We start from the raw sequence: 13,923 nt of genomic DNA on the forward strand, positions 1-13,923 counted from the left end.
GCGGGAGGGCGGGCGATCCGTATCGTGGCGGACGCGGGTGATGGACGCGGGTGATGGCGCGACTGACGGACGCGGCTTGAGCCCGCCGATCCCGGCGGGCTACCATCCGCCTGTGAACTGCTGCTGCTTCGCCGCCATGCGGATCCGCCGCGCCTGAGCGCGGCGACGACGATCTGTTCTTCATCATCGCCGCGCCCGTGAGCCCCCTCTCATCCACGGGTACGGAGAATCCGCATGTTCACCGCGTTCGAAGACCTCGACACACTTCTCAATGACCTGATCGGTTCGGTGCGCGCCATCCTGGGCGACACCTTCGTCGGCGCGTACCTTCAGGGTTCCTTCGCCCTCGGTGCCGCCGACCTGCTCAGCGACTGCGACTTCATTATCGCGACCACCGTCCCGCCCGGCGGCACTGCCGAGGCGCAACTGCGCCGGCTGCACGACGAGATCCCGACGCGTCCGGGGCACTGGCCCAAGGACATGGAGGGCTCGTACGCGGACATCACGTCGTTGCGCAACGCCGACGGGCTCGGCACCCCGTGGCTGTTCAGCAACCACGGCTCGCGCGACCTGGTCTGGGACACCCACTGCAACACCCTGCACACCCGCTGGATCCTGCGTCATCACGGCATCACCCTCGCCGGCCCGCCGATCGCCGACCTCATCGACGCCGTCGACCCCGAGGCCATGCGCGCATCGATGCGGGCGGCCCTGCCGGAAGTGATGGCGGGCCTGCGGACGTGGGCGCGCTTCGACATGGCGTGGACGCAGCGCTACACCGTCACGGAGTACTGCCGCGTGCTCTACACCCTGCGCACCGGAAAGATCGCCTCCAAGCGCCGCGCGCTGGAGTGGGCGAGCGAGCACCTCGACCCGCATTGGCGCCCGCTCCTCGCCCAGGTGATCGAGGACCGCGCACTCGGCTGGGTCCCCGCGGAACCCCCACGCCCTGGCAGCCTCGATGCCACCTACGCGTTCGCGGCCTACGCGGAGTCGTTCGCCGGCTGAGCGGATGTGGTGGGTGGGGCAGTTCCGGCGAGGGGGAATCGCGCTGGCGCTGACACCCCTTTGCCACGGCCGTGTTCACCGGGGCAAAGGGGTGTCGTCAACGGTCACGGCGGCCGGCGCCGCGACCGTTGACGGTATGCGGGCTCGGCCGGTCAGACGTAGGCGCAGACGGCGTATACCGAGATTCCCACGCTGTTGTAGCCGGGCTGGTGGCCGAGGCCGACCCAGCCGCGGCCGTCGTCGGTCGGGAAGCTGCCGTTCAGGACCGAGGCGACGCCCTGGGCCTCGGCGCCGCCGCCGATGGCCTTCTTGCCCTCGGGGCAGTAGACGTTCCGGCGCTCGAAGTTGCCCACGTTGGCGTTGCCGAGCCTGACGATCTCGTAGCCGGTGACCGCATTGGGGGCGGTGAGCTGGCTCTGCTGCGTGTCGCCAGCGCTGTCGGCGCTGGCCGGAATCGCCATGCCCACCCCGGCGCCCAGCATCAGCGCCAGCGCGCTGGTTCCCAGCACGATCCTGCCGCGTGTCCTCATCTTTTACTCCTTGGTCATCAGTGGCGGGCCCGCGAATCGAGCCTCGTCCCACCTTGATCATCGGCATGTGGCAGCATCGCCTTGAGTTGCATTTGGGTACAGATGTTGCACGAGTTTCTACTCGTGCGTATCGCACTCATCGTGAACTCGAGTCAATCTGTGGTTCGTGAGCTCGGCGCGTCGACCTCGTGGTCCGGTGGACGGCACCCGTAGCTCGTTCCGGCGCGAATATGATCGTTGCCATGGAAGATCTCGCACCCGACATCCTGCGCCAGCGACTGCTGATAGAAGGCTTCTTCACCATCGACGTGGACGGGGCAACGATCACCCGCTACTTCGAGGAACTCACCTCCGCGCTCTCGCTGCGCGTCTACGGCACGCCGACGATCTTCGCGCCCGGAGGCGAGGGCCGCGCGGAGAATCAGGGCTACGACGCGTTCATCCCGCTGATCGACTCCGGCATCTCGCTCTACGTGTGGAGCGCGAAGCGCTTCCTGTCGGTCATCATCTTCACGTGCAAGAACTTCGACGCGGAGCGCGCGCTGACGTTCACGCGTGACTTCTTCCAGATGACGAAGAGCGCCGAGCAGAGCTTCTGACCCGCGGCCGCCATCCTCATGGGTGCCGGCTCCGGCGCTGGGGACGCACCGCGAGGCCGTCGGCACGGTCGCAACGGGTCAGCAGACGCTGATCCGGGTGGACGCGCGGGAGGAGCCTGCTCGCTCTGCGCCGTCGGGGTGAGCGTGGGAGTGTCCTGCGCGGAGGGACGGGCACGGACGTCGCGGCGGCGATATCGCGGGTACTCGTGCCGAACGATCCACTGACATTCGGGCCCTTCTAGAGCGGAGCCCCCCGCCTCCGGGCCGCCGCTAGAAACGTCGGCTGTAGCGCACCTCCGGCACGAGGAAGCCATGGCTCTCGTCCTCGCGGGCCGTGCCGTCGGAAAACCAGTCGTGCCGCACGTAGAAGCGGCGGGCGCGGTCGTTGCCGGGCAGGACCCACAGCACGGCGAGCGAAAAGCCGTTGGCGGCCAGGGATTCGTGCGCCGCCTCGAGCAGTGCGGTGCCCACGCCGCCGCGCCAGCTGTGCGGAGAGACGTTGATGGCGTACAGCTCGCCCGCGCCCTGCGGGCCGTCCTCGTCGCGGCACGGGCCTGTCCGCGCGAATCCGACCGCCGTTCCGTCGACGTCCGCGATGGCGATGCGCTCCCTCTCGCCCTGGGCGGAGGCGATGACGCGTTCCCACATCGCGGTACGCCGGGCCACGGTGAAATGCGCGAGTAGTTCGGCGGGCATCTGGTCGGCGTAGGCGACGTTCCACGCCTCGGCGTGAAGGCGGCCGAGCGCCGCGGCGTCGCCGGGAACCGGTTGCCTGATCTGGAGCTCCATAGCCAGACTCTACGGCGTGCTGCCGTCCGGCTTCCCGAATTCTCCGACGGCGACGGCGGCGAAGGCGGCGGCTCAGGGCTGATGCGCGGCGGCTTCCTCGTCGTTGGCTACGGCGAGGGCGCCGTGGGCGATGGCGTTCTCGAGGGTGCCGCGGACGATGCTGAGTATCTCGGTCTGGCGGGGCGGGCAGCGGCGGGCGAGTTCGGCTTTGAGGCCGGCGATGAAGGGGATCGCGGTGTGCCTGAGTTCGGCGTCGATGACGAGGGTGTCGGGGTCGAGCAGCACGATCGGGGCGGCGAGGGTCTTGGCGTGCAGCGCGCCGAGGTCGGTGAAGAAGCGCAGGCCCACCGGGTCTCCGGCGGCGACGAGGTCTTCGAGGTCGTCGAAGGTCGGCTCGTGTCCGTACCGGCTGGTGAGTGCCTCGATCTTGAACGGGTCGAAGCTCTGGGTGACCACGCACCCGCGGTTGCCGCACATACAGTAGGGGCCGTCCTCGACGACCTGGACGTGGCCGATCTCGCCGGCCATGCCGCTGGCCCCGGTGAGCAGTCTCCCGTTGATGATGATGCCCGCGCCGATGCCGTGCCGGACGGAGAGGTGGATGGCGTTGCCGGCGTTGCGCGCGGCGCCGTAGCGGGCTTCGCCGAGCGCGGCCAGGTTGGCGTCGTTGAGCATGCTGACGGGCCGGCCGAGCAGGGCGCTGACGGCGGGGCGGGGGTCGGCGACGAGCCAGTCGGGAATGTCCGGCATGACGCGGCTGCGCGAGGTCGCGGTGCAGTCCGGCGGCTGCTGCCCGAGGTGGGAGCTGACGGGGGGTGCGCCGTGTCCTTCTTCGACGGGGAAGGGCGCGGCGAGTACGACGCGGCGGACGGGGAGCTCGGTGGTCTCGGCGAGCAGTCCGTAGGCCTCGCTCACGGCGGGCGCCCAGGATTCCCACGGCTGCCGCCAGTCTGTGCCGGTGTCCACCTCGCCGATCGTGCCGGTGTCGTTGACGAGGCTGACGCGGGTGGGCATGCGGTGGGCGAGCCGGATGAGGGCGACGGGCGCGGCCATCGCGGTGCGCCGGTAGGTCATGGAGGGCCGCCCGCGCGTGCCGCTCACCGGGGGACCGGCCGCCTCGTTCAGTTCACCGCGGGTGACGAGGGCGGCGACGAGCGCGGTGACAGTGGGGCGGGAGAGCCCGGTGGCCTCGACGAGTTGAGGCCGGGTCAGTGCCGTGTACCCGTCGAAGGCGTCGAGGACGACGCGTTCGAGCAGTGTGTTCGAGGAGCGGGGTCCACGGGGGTCGGCCATTGCGTCATCCTACGAGTTGTGTCCGGGGGTTGAGCCGTGCACGGCACCCGGGTCGGTGAGCAGAGGTGAGCAGAGGTGAGCAGAGGTGAGCAGAGGTGGGCAGAGGTGGGCAGAGGTGGGCGGACAACGTGCGGCGCGGGGTCCGGGGGCCGCCTCGCCCCGAACCCCGCGCCGTTCATCGCGCCCGCGGCGACGTCCCTGCGCCGCGGGTCGATGGTCAGACGTTACGCGTGTGTCATTGCGTACTGATGTCGACGGTTGCGCTCAGCTGTGTACTGCGCTCCGAATCGGCCACGATGACCGGGCGGTCGCCGGTCGCGGTGACCCAGCCGGACGCGTCGGTCCAGTACTGCAGCTGGCGCAGCGGCACGTGCAGCGTGACGGTCTTGGACTGGCCGGGTGCGAGCGAGACCCGCCCGTAGGCGGCCAGCGCCCTGTCCACGAACTGCACGCCGGACGGGATCGTGGCCGGGGCGCCGAGATAGATCTGCGGTACCGCGGTGCCCGCCTGCGTGCCGGTGTCGCGCACCGAGAACGTCACGTTCAGGCCGCCGTCGCCCGCCTTCGAGGTCTGCAGGCCGGAGTACGCGAAGTGCGTGTAGGTCAGGCCGTAGCCGAAGGGGTAGAGCGGCGTCTCGTTCGTCGCGTCGAAGTAGCGGTAGCCGATGTCCAGGCCCTCGGAGTAGTCGGTGACCGCCGCCGTGCTTGAGCGCTCCGGGTGGGCCGGGTCGTGCGCGACCTCCTGGTCGAGGGACTTGGGCCAGGTGAAGGGCAGGTGCCCGCTGGGGTCGGTGCGCCCGAGCAGCAGGTTCGCCGCGGCCACGCCGGCCTGGTCGCCGCCGTAGTAGGTGTCCAGGACCGACTTCACGCTGCCGAGCCAGGGCATGGCGATCGGCTGGTTGGCCTGGAGCACCACGATGGTGTTCTTGTTGACCGCCGCGACCTGCTCGATCAGCTGGTCCTGGCCGTCGGGCAGGGCGGTGGACAGATCGCCCGAGCCGGTGTCCCAGACGAAGACGACCGCGGTCTTCGCCTTCTTCGCCGCGGCGACGGCGGCATCGGTGTTCGCCTGCTGCTGCGCCGGGGTGACCCAGTTCAGCCGCACCTGCACCGGATTGCCGGAGGCGTCCGGGTTCTCGGCCACCGACAGCGTGTGCGCGCCGGCCGTCAGCTGGACCAGGGTCCTGTCATTGGCCAGACCGTCGGTGGTGGCCGTGGGCGCCGAACCGTCGGTCGCGTGCACGACCCCGTAGCGCGGCGAGGTGCCGAAGCCGGCGCCGACCGTGGCGATGCTCTTGCCATCCACGGTCAGGCCGGCGGTGCCGCCGAGGGCCTGGATGTCGAGCCAGTACGAGCCCGTGGCCGGCACGGTGAGCGTTCCGGTCCAGGTCTGCGTGCTGCCGGCCTTGAGCGCGTTGCCGCCCGAGGCGGTGAAGTTCAGCTGCGCGTCCACGCTCGTCGAGCTCGAGCCGGTGGTGGTGCGCACCAGTCCGGGCTGTCCGTCGTGTGACAGGGCCGAGGCGGGTACCGGGGTGCCGGTCAGGTCGTCGGCCACCGTGTAGTCGATGTGCGCGCCGGTGCCCTTGGTGTCGGCCGTGAGCGCGCTGAGCGCGCTGGTCTGCTGGCCGAGCAGGCCGCCCGCGGCCTCGCCGCCGCTGTTGGTCGCGATGGTCTGCCCGGCGCCCGGGCCGATCAGGGCGAGGGAGGAGAGGGAGGCGGAGGACAGCGGCAGTGCGTTGTCGTCGTTCTGCAGCAGGGTCGCGGAGTCCTGCGCCGTGGTGAGCACGGTCGCTTCGTCGGCCCTGGTGTTCTCCGGCGTGACAGTGTGCTTGGACGCCCCGGTGAGCAGGCCGAAGCGGTCCATCTCGTAGAGGATGCGCCCGACCGCCGTGTCGATCGTGGAGACCTGCACCGAGCCGGAGGCGATCGCGGCCTTCATCGCGGTGGAGGAGAAGTAGCTCGGCAGGCTCACTCCGGCCGGTCCGCCGCCGCCCGGCATCTCGAGGTCGAGGCCTGAGTTGATGTACGTGGTGCCGTGGTTGGCGCCCCAGTCCGAGGTCACGAAGCCCTTGAAGCCGAGCTCGTCGCGCAGGATCGAGGTCAGCGTCTGGGAGTTGCCGCAGGACTGATAGCCGTTGATCTCGTTGTAGGAGCACATCACCGAGGACACCCCGGCCTGCACGGCGTCGGTGAACGGCTGCAGGTAGATCTCCTGCAGCGTCTGCGAGTCGACCTCGACGTCGTTCCCGCCGTCGTAGGCGATGTAGTGCTTGACCTGGGCCATCTCGCCCTGGCTCTGGATCCCGGTGATCTCCGCGGCGCCGGTCTGGCCGGTGAGCAGCGGGTCCTCGCCGAAGGTGTTGAAGCCGCGGCCCCAGGAGGTGTCGCGGTCCAGGTTGACGAAGGGTTCGAGTACGACGTCCTGGCCCAGGGCCTTCGCGTCGGAGCCGATGACCTTGCCGTTGGCCTGCGCGTCCGCGGTGCTGAAGGTCGCGGCCACGCCCATCGTCGAGGTCATCCCGGTCGAGTCCTGCTTGGTGATCACCCCGGGCGGACCGTCGGAGAGCTTGAGCGAGGGTATCCCCAGGCGCGGCACGCCGGGCAGGTAACCGGCCTGGTACTGGTCGGAGGAGCTCGCGACCTCGGCCTCGCCCTCGATCATCGAGAGCTTCTCGTCCAGGGTCATCTCGCTCAGCAGCCGGTCCACCCGCGCGTCGCCGGTGACGACCGGGACGGGATTCGGGTGCGCGGCGGCCGAAGCCGTACCCCCGCACACCGCGGCGGCCACGACGCCGAAGGCGGTGACGGTGACCAGCAGTTTCGGCCGTCGAGATTTATGACTTAAATACACTCAAACTCCAGTGTCAGAGTGGATGCGCGCCGCGCGCTTGACCCCGTCAGGACATGCCTGAAGAGCACGTCGAATGACGCGCACGAGGGCGGACTGACGGGGTGTTACGCCTACGGGACGTGTGCGGCACCCGGAACGTTATAAAGACATGATGTCGAGGTCAAGGGAAAATGAGGCGCATATTAATGTCTTATAGAGACTGATTAGCGCGTGGTCGCAGGTTGCGCACCGCGGCGGGGCCGCGGCCGGGCCGGCCTCGCGGCGGCCAACTTTAACTCTTGACGCCCCGACACTTTATCGTTAACGTTCCGGCCAGCGCTTCAGGGGCGAAAGTTCCGGAACCTAGCCGCACCAAGCTCGCTACCTGCGTTAAAGCAATCGTGGCGTGATTTCGGCGCCACGAGTGGGTGCGTGGCGGATGTGTAGCGATAAAGTAAGGCCTGCTCGCGCAGTCGGTTCTGGTGCGCGTCCGCTGGCTCAAGTCGAGGAGGACCGGTGTCTGACCGCGTAACGATCGCCCGCGTCGCAGAAGAGGCGGGGGTGTCGGCGATGACGGTGTCCAACGTGCTCAACGGGAAACCCGGCGCCTCCGACGAGACTCGGCGACGCGTGCTCGAGGTGGCCGAGCGGCTCGGGTACCAGGCCAACATCTCGGCGCGCAACCTCAAGGCCGGGCGCAGCGGGTTGATCGGAGTACTGACCCTCGATCTGACGACCCAGTACGGGTTGGAGATCGTGCGCGGGATCGCGGACGAACTCGCGGCCGCCGAACGCGAGCTGCTGATCAACGCGACCTATCAGGACGCGGCGCGCGAGATGGAGCGGATCGAGTTCCTCTCGCGCGGGCTGGTCGACGGGGTGTTGATGGTCGCCCCGGTGCTCGAGCCGGACACGGTGGACCTGTTGCGCCGCAAGAACGTCCCGTGCGTGGTGATCGATCCGCGGCGCCAGGACGTCGCGCTGCCCCGGGTGATCGTGGACAACTACCAGGGCATGCGCGCCGGCACAGAGCACCTGCTCGCCCTCGGGCACACGCGGATCGGCTACATCCGCGGCGAGGACGACATGGACAGCTCCACGATAAGGTTCCAAGGCTTCTGCGACGCGCTGTCCCTGGCCGGGCTCGAGGTCGACCCGAACCTGGTGGTGGACTGCGATTTCACCTATGCGCACGGGTTCCAGGCCGCCTCGGTGATGATCGCGGAGCACCGCCCGACGGCGATCGTGGCCGGCGCGGACCTGATCGCGTTCGGCGCGGTGGACGCCGCGCGGGCCCTCGGGCTCAACGTGCCCGAGGAGTTCTCCGTGGTCGGATTCGACGACCTGCCGCAGGCGGGCCAGAGCTTCCCGGGGCTGACCACGGTGCGCCAACCGCTGCACGACATGGGGCAGACCGCGGCACGGGCGCTGTTGTCGCTGCTCGACGGGCAGCGGCTGCTGATGGACCGGATGCAGCTGCCGACCGATCTGGTGGTGCGCGGCACCACCGCGCCCCCCGGGGACGTGGACGGCGGCCTCGCCCGGCTGCTGGCCGGCGGCGCCACGGACGGTGCGGGCAAAGCGGGCAAAGCGGGCAACGCGGCCGGCGGCGCGGACCGGGATGCGTGAGCCGATGCTGGTCATGTCGTATTTCACCGAGTCCGACGAGGCGCTGCACCTGGCCCTGAGCCACGACGGCGGCCACCGCTTCGAGCCGGTCGACGCCGGGCGTCCGGTGCTGCGCGGCAGTGTCGGGACCGGGGCGCTGCGCGATCCGTTCCTCGGGGTCGGGCCGGACGGGCTGATCCACCTGCTCGCCACCGACGGCTGGTCGAGCCCGTCGATCGTGCACGCCGTCTCGGCCGACCTGCGCAGCTGGTCGCCCCAGCGGCTGCTGCCGGTGATGGCCTCGGTGCCCGGGGCGCACAACGCCTGGGCCCCGGAGTTCTTCCACGACCACACGACCGGCCGCTACCACCTGATCTGGTCCTCGGTGGTGGACGCCGCGACGCCCGCGGAGAGCCGCGACTGGCAGAACATCGGCCAGGACCACCGGATCTGGTCGTGCGCCACCGAGGACTTCTCCACCTTCTCCGCGCCCGAGGTCTTCTTCGACCCCGGACACCCGGTGATCGACGCGACCGTCGTGCACGACGGAGAGCGCTTCTTGATGGCCTACAAGGACGAGCGCGGCATCAACGACCCCGCGACCAGCCACAAGCACATCCTGGTCACCTCCTTCGAGCGCCCCGGCGGACCCTACGCGCCGCCGCGGGGGCCCGTCGGCCCTTCGGCCACCGAGGGACCGAGCCTGTTCCGCCGCGACGACGGCTGGATCATGCTGTTCGACCAGTACCTCGAGGGCCGCTACGGCGCCGCGCGCAGCACCGACGGCTCGCGGTGGGAGCCGGCGAAGGTCGAGCTGCCGGCCGGGATGCGCCACGCCTCGGTGTTCACGATGCCGGGCTGACCGACCGGCCGCCGCCCGGGTTCCTCCCGTCCCCGCACGACTCCAAGGGACCAGCACGACTCCAAGGGATCAGCGCCACCCGTATAACAGTATAAGAGTTCTCATATGAGGAGTGAAACAATGGGGTTCTCACGCACACTCTCGCGCCGCTCGGTACTGAGAGGCGCCGGCGCTCTGGCCGGCTCCACTGCCGCACTGCCCCTGCTCAGCGCCTGCGGCGGGCAGGTGGGCACCTCCTCGGCCTCGGCCAAGGTGCAGGCGGTCAAGCCCGGCACGATCACCATCATGTCGCCCACCGGAGAGATCACCGACGACCTGGTCAAGGGCTTCGAGCAGGCCTACCCGCAGCTGAAGGTCACCCAGATCAACACCGACGCCACCCGGCTGAACGCGATGCTGGCCGCGGGCAACCCGCCGGACGTGGTGCGTGACGCCGGCACGGACGTGACCCCGTACATAGCCAGCCAGGGTCTGGCGCTGAACCTCGACGCCTACTTCGAGCAGTCCAGCGTCTTCCACGACGCCGACATCATGCCGGTCAACAACGTCTGGAAGTGGGACGGCACGCAGCAGGGCACGGGCTCGCGCTACGGCATAGCCAAGGACTGGTCGCAGGACGCGATGTGGTGGTACGACACGCAGCTGTGGGCGAACGCCGGCCTGGCCGCGCGCCGGCCGACCGACCCGATCACCTACGCCGAACTGCTCGACGCCGCCAAGGCGATGACCAAGAGCTCCGGCGGCAAGACGTCGATGTACGGGCTGTGGTACGTCACGCCCGACATCGACCGGATCGCCGCCATGGTGGCGACCGCGGGCGGGAAGATCATCTCGGACGACCTGGCCACGGTCGACTTCTCCTCCCCGGAGGCCCAGCAGGCGCTGGCCTGGATCGTGCAGGCGGGCAAGCAGGGCCTGGGCTACTCGGTGGCCAACCCCAGCCCCGACTGGGACGGTCCGGAGATGTTCGCGGGCAAGCAGGCCACCGCCTGCCAGGGCTACTGGTACACCGGCTTCACCGAGACCACCGCCCCCGGCTTCGAGTCCAAGCTCCAGTTCAACGCCGCGCCGCTGCTCGGCTCCACCAGGATCAGCCCGACCTTCGGCGCGGTGGGCTTCTGGATCCCGGCCAAGGCGAAGAATCCGGGCGCCTCCTTCGCCTGGCTCGAGTGGTACTGCGGCGGCGCCGGCGCCAAGCAGCGCATCTCCGCGGGCGACGGCCTGCCCTCGGTGCACTCGCTGCTCTCGGTGCTCCCGCAGCGCAACGACTTCGAGCGCGCCGTGATCGCGACGCAGAACAACGAGCTGGACTACATCAAGGTCGTCCAGGTCGCCTCGCCGTACGCGCTGAACACGGCGATCAACACCACGCTGGCCAAGGACTTCCCGCAGGCGATCACCGGTTCGCTCTCCGTCGGCCAGCTCGCCGACCTGCTGACCACCGACGTCAACGCCGTCCTGGCCGCCGGCAAGAAGGCCCTGGGCAAGTAGCGCGGGCCTCGCCGCCCAGCACAAGGACGAAGGAAGCGACCATGAGTGCACTGTCTCTCGGCGCCTCCCGCACGCGCCCCGCCCCGGCACCGCGCCGGGGCGCACGGGCGCGGCGGATACGCGCCGCCCTGGCCTTCTACGGGTTCATCTCGCCGTGGCTGGTCGGCACGATCCTGCTGACCGCGTTCCCGGTCGGCTACGCGGTCTACATCAGCTTCACCGACTGGAACGGGATGACCTCGTTCATGCCGTGGGTGGGCCTGGACAACTACCGGCAGGTGCTCACCTCCTCCGACACGCTCTCCGCGCTGTCCAAGACCCTGGTCCTGGCCGCGATCATCGTGCCGGTGAGCATCCTCGGCAGCCTCGCGCTGGCGGTCCTGCTCAACAAGCGCATGCACGGGCGCACGGTGATGCGCACGCTGATCTACCTCCCGGCCGTGGTGCCGCCGGTGGCCGCCGCGCTGATCTGGAAGGTCATCTTCGACAAGAACTCCGGCGCCGCCAACCGCATCCTGGCGCTGCTGCACCTGAACGCGGTGAGCTGGCTGACCGGGCAGATGGCCTTCGTCGCGATGATCATCGTGCTGGTGTGGGCGATCGGCTCGGGCATCATCATCAACCTGGCCGCGCTCCAGACCGTCCCGGCCGAGCAGCTCGAGGCCGCCAAGATGGACGGCGCCGGCCCGTTGACCACCTTCCGCCACGTCACGCTGCCGGCGATCTCGCCGATCCTGCTGTTCCAGACGGTGCTGGTGACCATCACCACGCTCCAGACCTTCATCCCGGCGATCCTGCTCTCGCCGATCAGCGACTCGAGCGTGGTGACCAACATCCAGCCGGCCAACGACGTGTACATGGTCGACGTCTACGAGCAGTACTTCGACTACTCGCGCTACGGCCTCGGCTCGGCCATGATCGTCGTCTTCTTCGTCGTGATCCTCGCGCTCACCGCGTTGATCTTCAAGTTCCTCGGCCGCAGCGTGTTCTACGCGGTCGACCCCACCGAGGGCAGGAGCTGACGCGTGTCCGTGCACGAGATATCCGCTGAAACCGCCGCGGCGCCCACGCCCGAACAGCCGCAGGCGCCGGCCGGGCCCCGCCCCGGACCGATCCGGCGCCGCCGCGAACGCCACCCGGTCGCGTTCGTCGTCCTGGTCGTGGCCTCGGTCCTGATCACCCTGCCCTTCGTCGAGCTGCTGATCAATGCCCTGACTCCGAGCTCGGACATCGGCGCCGACCGGTGGCTGCCGAGCGCCTTCCGGTGGGCGAACTTCACCGACGCGCTGCACTACATCCCCTACCTGAGCCTGGCCCGCAACTCGCTGGTGCTCTCCTCCCTGTTCGGGGTCCTGACCACGTTCAGCTCGGCGCTGACCGGCTACGGCTTCGCCCGGCTGCACGGGCCGGGCAAGAAGATCCTGTTCGGCGTCCTGGTGATGACGATGATGGTCCCGCCGATCGTCACCCTCATCCCCACCTACCTGCTCTTCTCCCTCTACAACCTGGTCGGCACGTACTGGCCGTGGGTGTTCTGGGGCGCGGCCGGCACCCCGTACACGATCTTCCTCTACCGGCAGTTCTTCTCCAGCCTCCCGAAGGAGCTGGAGGAGGCCGCGATCCTGGACGGGGCCGGGCGCATCCGGATCTTCTGCCAGATCTTCCTGCCGCTCTCCCGGCCGCTGCTGGTGACCGCGTTCGTGCTGGCGTTCAACGCGGTCTGGGGCGACTTCATCGGCCCCGACCTGTTCCTGAACTCCTCCAACACCACGCTCGCGGTCGGCATCTCCTCCGGCTACGACAACACCGCCGGGTACCCGGTCTACAACCTCCTCGCCGCCGGCGCGCTGCTCTACATCGTCCCGGTCGTCGTGCTGTTCCTGTTCGCCCAGCGCAGCTACGTGCGCGGGTTCGCCAGTTCGGGGCTCAAGTGAGTACCGCGCAAGGCGCCGGGCAGGCGCCGCGGCCGCTGTACCGCGACCCGATCCACGACGGGCCGACCGACCCGGTGCTCGTGTGGAACCGCGATCTCGGACAGTGGTGGATGTTCTACACCGCCCGCCGCCCCGCGGCGCCGGGGCCCGGAGTCGGCTGGGTGCACGGAACGGACATCGGCATCGCCGTCTCCGACGACGCCGGGGCGTCATGGCTCTACATCGGCACGGCCCGCGGCCTGGCCTACGAGCCGGGGCGCAACACCTACTGGGCGCCGGAGGTCTTCTGGGCCGAGGGCTGCTATCACATGTTCGTCTCCTACATCCGGGGTGTCCCGGACCGGTGGGAGGGCCATCCGCGCCGCATCCTGCACTACACCAGCGACGATCTGCTCGACTGGCGCCTGCACGCTCCGGTGGCCCTGGGATCGGAGAAGGCCATCGACGCCGCGGTCCACCGGCTGCCCGGCGGCGGCTATCGCATGTGGTTCAAGGACGAGGACCACGACTCGCACACCTACCGCGCCGACAGCACCGATCTGCTCTCCTGGGGCGGCGCGGAACCCGTGATCACCGGCCGGGCGCACGAGGGGCCGAACGTCTTCGCGCTGGGCGGCTGGTACTGGCTGATCGTCGACGAGTGGCGCGGCCTGGCCGTCTACCGGTCCGCGGATCTCGCGACCTGGACGCCGAACGGCCTGATCCTGGGCGAGGACACCCGCACCGCCGAGGACGACGACGTCGGTCGGCATGCCGACGTCGTCGAGGCGGGCGACGGCAGGCGCGCGTACGTCGTCTACTTCAGCCATCCCTGCCTCGGCTCCGACGGCCGCGAGGAGAGCTACGAGACGCGCCGCTCCTGGATCCGGGTGGCGGCCCTGCACGTGCGCGACGGCCGCCTGGTCTGCGACCGCGAAGAGCCGGTACCGGCCGGCTTCCTGCCGATCCCGATTCCCGCACGGCCCTGATTCCCGCACGG

At 69.5% G+C, this 13,923-nt stretch carries 12 protein-coding genes; 8 read left to right on the forward strand and 4 right to left on the reverse strand.

Translation table 11 applies throughout. From position 1 onward, the window contains the following. Positions 1 to 234 precede the first annotated feature (234 nt). On the forward strand, positions 235 to 1,008 hold the full coding sequence (locus KDL01_RS00550) for an aminoglycoside adenylyltransferase domain-containing protein (protein WP_212526260.1): 774 nt from the start codon (positions 235 to 237) through the stop codon (positions 1,006 to 1,008). Between the two features lie 152 nt (positions 1,009 to 1,160). Here the strand turns inward: KDL01_RS00550 and KDL01_RS00555 are convergent, their stop codons facing one another. Beyond that, positions 1,161 to 1,538 carry a hypothetical protein gene (locus KDL01_RS00555; RefSeq protein WP_212526261.1) on the reverse strand — a complete coding sequence of 126 codons (378 nt, stop codon included), beginning with the start codon at positions 1,536 to 1,538 and terminating at the stop codon, positions 1,161 to 1,163. Positions 1,539 to 1,780: 242 nt separating this feature from the next. On the opposite strand from KDL01_RS00555, the gene KDL01_RS00560 reads away from it, so the two are divergent. After that, positions 1,781 to 2,137 (forward strand): S-adenosylmethionine decarboxylase, encoded by a 357-nt coding sequence (locus tag KDL01_RS00560; RefSeq protein WP_212526262.1) that lies wholly within the window; start codon positions 1,781 to 1,783, stop codon positions 2,135 to 2,137. A 270-nt stretch (positions 2,138 to 2,407) separates the two neighbouring features. Here KDL01_RS00560 and KDL01_RS00565 read toward each other — a convergent pair whose 3' ends face one another. The 3 genes from KDL01_RS00565 to KDL01_RS00575 all read right to left on the reverse strand — a co-directional run bounded on the left by KDL01_RS00565 (position 2,408) and on the right by KDL01_RS00575 (position 7,070). Further along, positions 2,408 to 2,926, reverse strand: coding sequence for a GNAT family N-acetyltransferase (locus KDL01_RS00565; RefSeq protein WP_212526263.1), 519 nt, complete (start codon positions 2,924 to 2,926; stop codon positions 2,408 to 2,410). Positions 2,927 to 2,998: 72 nt separating this feature from the next. Next, positions 2,999 to 4,219, reverse strand: coding sequence for an ROK family protein (locus KDL01_RS00570; RefSeq protein ID WP_212526264.1), 1,221 nt, complete (start codon positions 4,217 to 4,219; stop codon positions 2,999 to 3,001). A 235-nt stretch (positions 4,220 to 4,454) separates the two neighbouring features. After that, complete coding sequence (locus KDL01_RS00575) at positions 4,455 to 7,070, reverse strand: beta-glucosidase (RefSeq protein ID WP_212526265.1); 2,616 nt, start codon at positions 7,068 to 7,070, stop codon at positions 4,455 to 4,457. A 495-nt stretch (positions 7,071 to 7,565) separates the two neighbouring features. Between KDL01_RS00575 and KDL01_RS00580 the strand changes: the two genes are divergently transcribed. The 6 genes from KDL01_RS00580 to KDL01_RS00605 all read left to right on the forward strand — a co-directional run bounded on the left by KDL01_RS00580 (position 7,566) and on the right by KDL01_RS00605 (position 13,912). Continuing rightward, on the forward strand, positions 7,566 to 8,678 hold the full coding sequence (locus KDL01_RS00580; RefSeq protein WP_212526266.1) for a LacI family DNA-binding transcriptional regulator: 1,113 nt from the start codon (positions 7,566 to 7,568) through the stop codon (positions 8,676 to 8,678). Further along, positions 8,671 to 9,519, forward strand: a complete 849-nt coding sequence (locus tag KDL01_RS00585; RefSeq protein ID WP_212526267.1) for a glycoside hydrolase family 43 protein — start codon at positions 8,671 to 8,673, stop codon at positions 9,517 to 9,519. The genes KDL01_RS00580 and KDL01_RS00585 overlap by 8 nt, the downstream gene beginning before the upstream one ends. Positions 9,520 to 9,639: 120 nt before the next feature. Beyond that, positions 9,640 to 11,010 carry an ABC transporter substrate-binding protein gene (locus KDL01_RS00590; protein WP_212526268.1) on the forward strand — a complete coding sequence of 457 codons (1,371 nt, stop codon included), beginning with the start codon at positions 9,640 to 9,642 and terminating at the stop codon, positions 11,008 to 11,010. A gap of 41 nt (positions 11,011 to 11,051) precedes the next feature. Beyond that, positions 11,052 to 12,032 (forward strand): carbohydrate ABC transporter permease, encoded by a 981-nt coding sequence (locus tag KDL01_RS00595; protein WP_212526269.1) that lies wholly within the window; start codon positions 11,052 to 11,054, stop codon positions 12,030 to 12,032. A 3-nt stretch (positions 12,033 to 12,035) separates the two neighbouring features. Beyond that, the gene (locus KDL01_RS45020) at positions 12,036 to 12,944 is read left to right on the forward strand and encodes a carbohydrate ABC transporter permease (RefSeq protein WP_212526270.1); all 909 of its coding nucleotides are present in this window, start codon (positions 12,036 to 12,038) and stop codon (positions 12,942 to 12,944) included. Next, entirely contained in the window at positions 12,941 to 13,912 is a 972-nt protein-coding gene (locus KDL01_RS00605; protein WP_212526271.1) for a glycoside hydrolase family protein, read from the forward strand. Before KDL01_RS45020 ends, KDL01_RS00605 begins: the two co-directional genes overlap by 4 nt. Positions 13,913 to 13,923 lie beyond the last annotated feature (11 nt).

Origin of the sequence: Actinospica durhamensis (genome assembly GCF_018139695.1) — a bacterium.
Taxonomy (GTDB): Bacteria; Actinomycetota; Actinomycetes; order Streptomycetales; family Catenulisporaceae; genus Actinospica; species Actinospica durhamensis.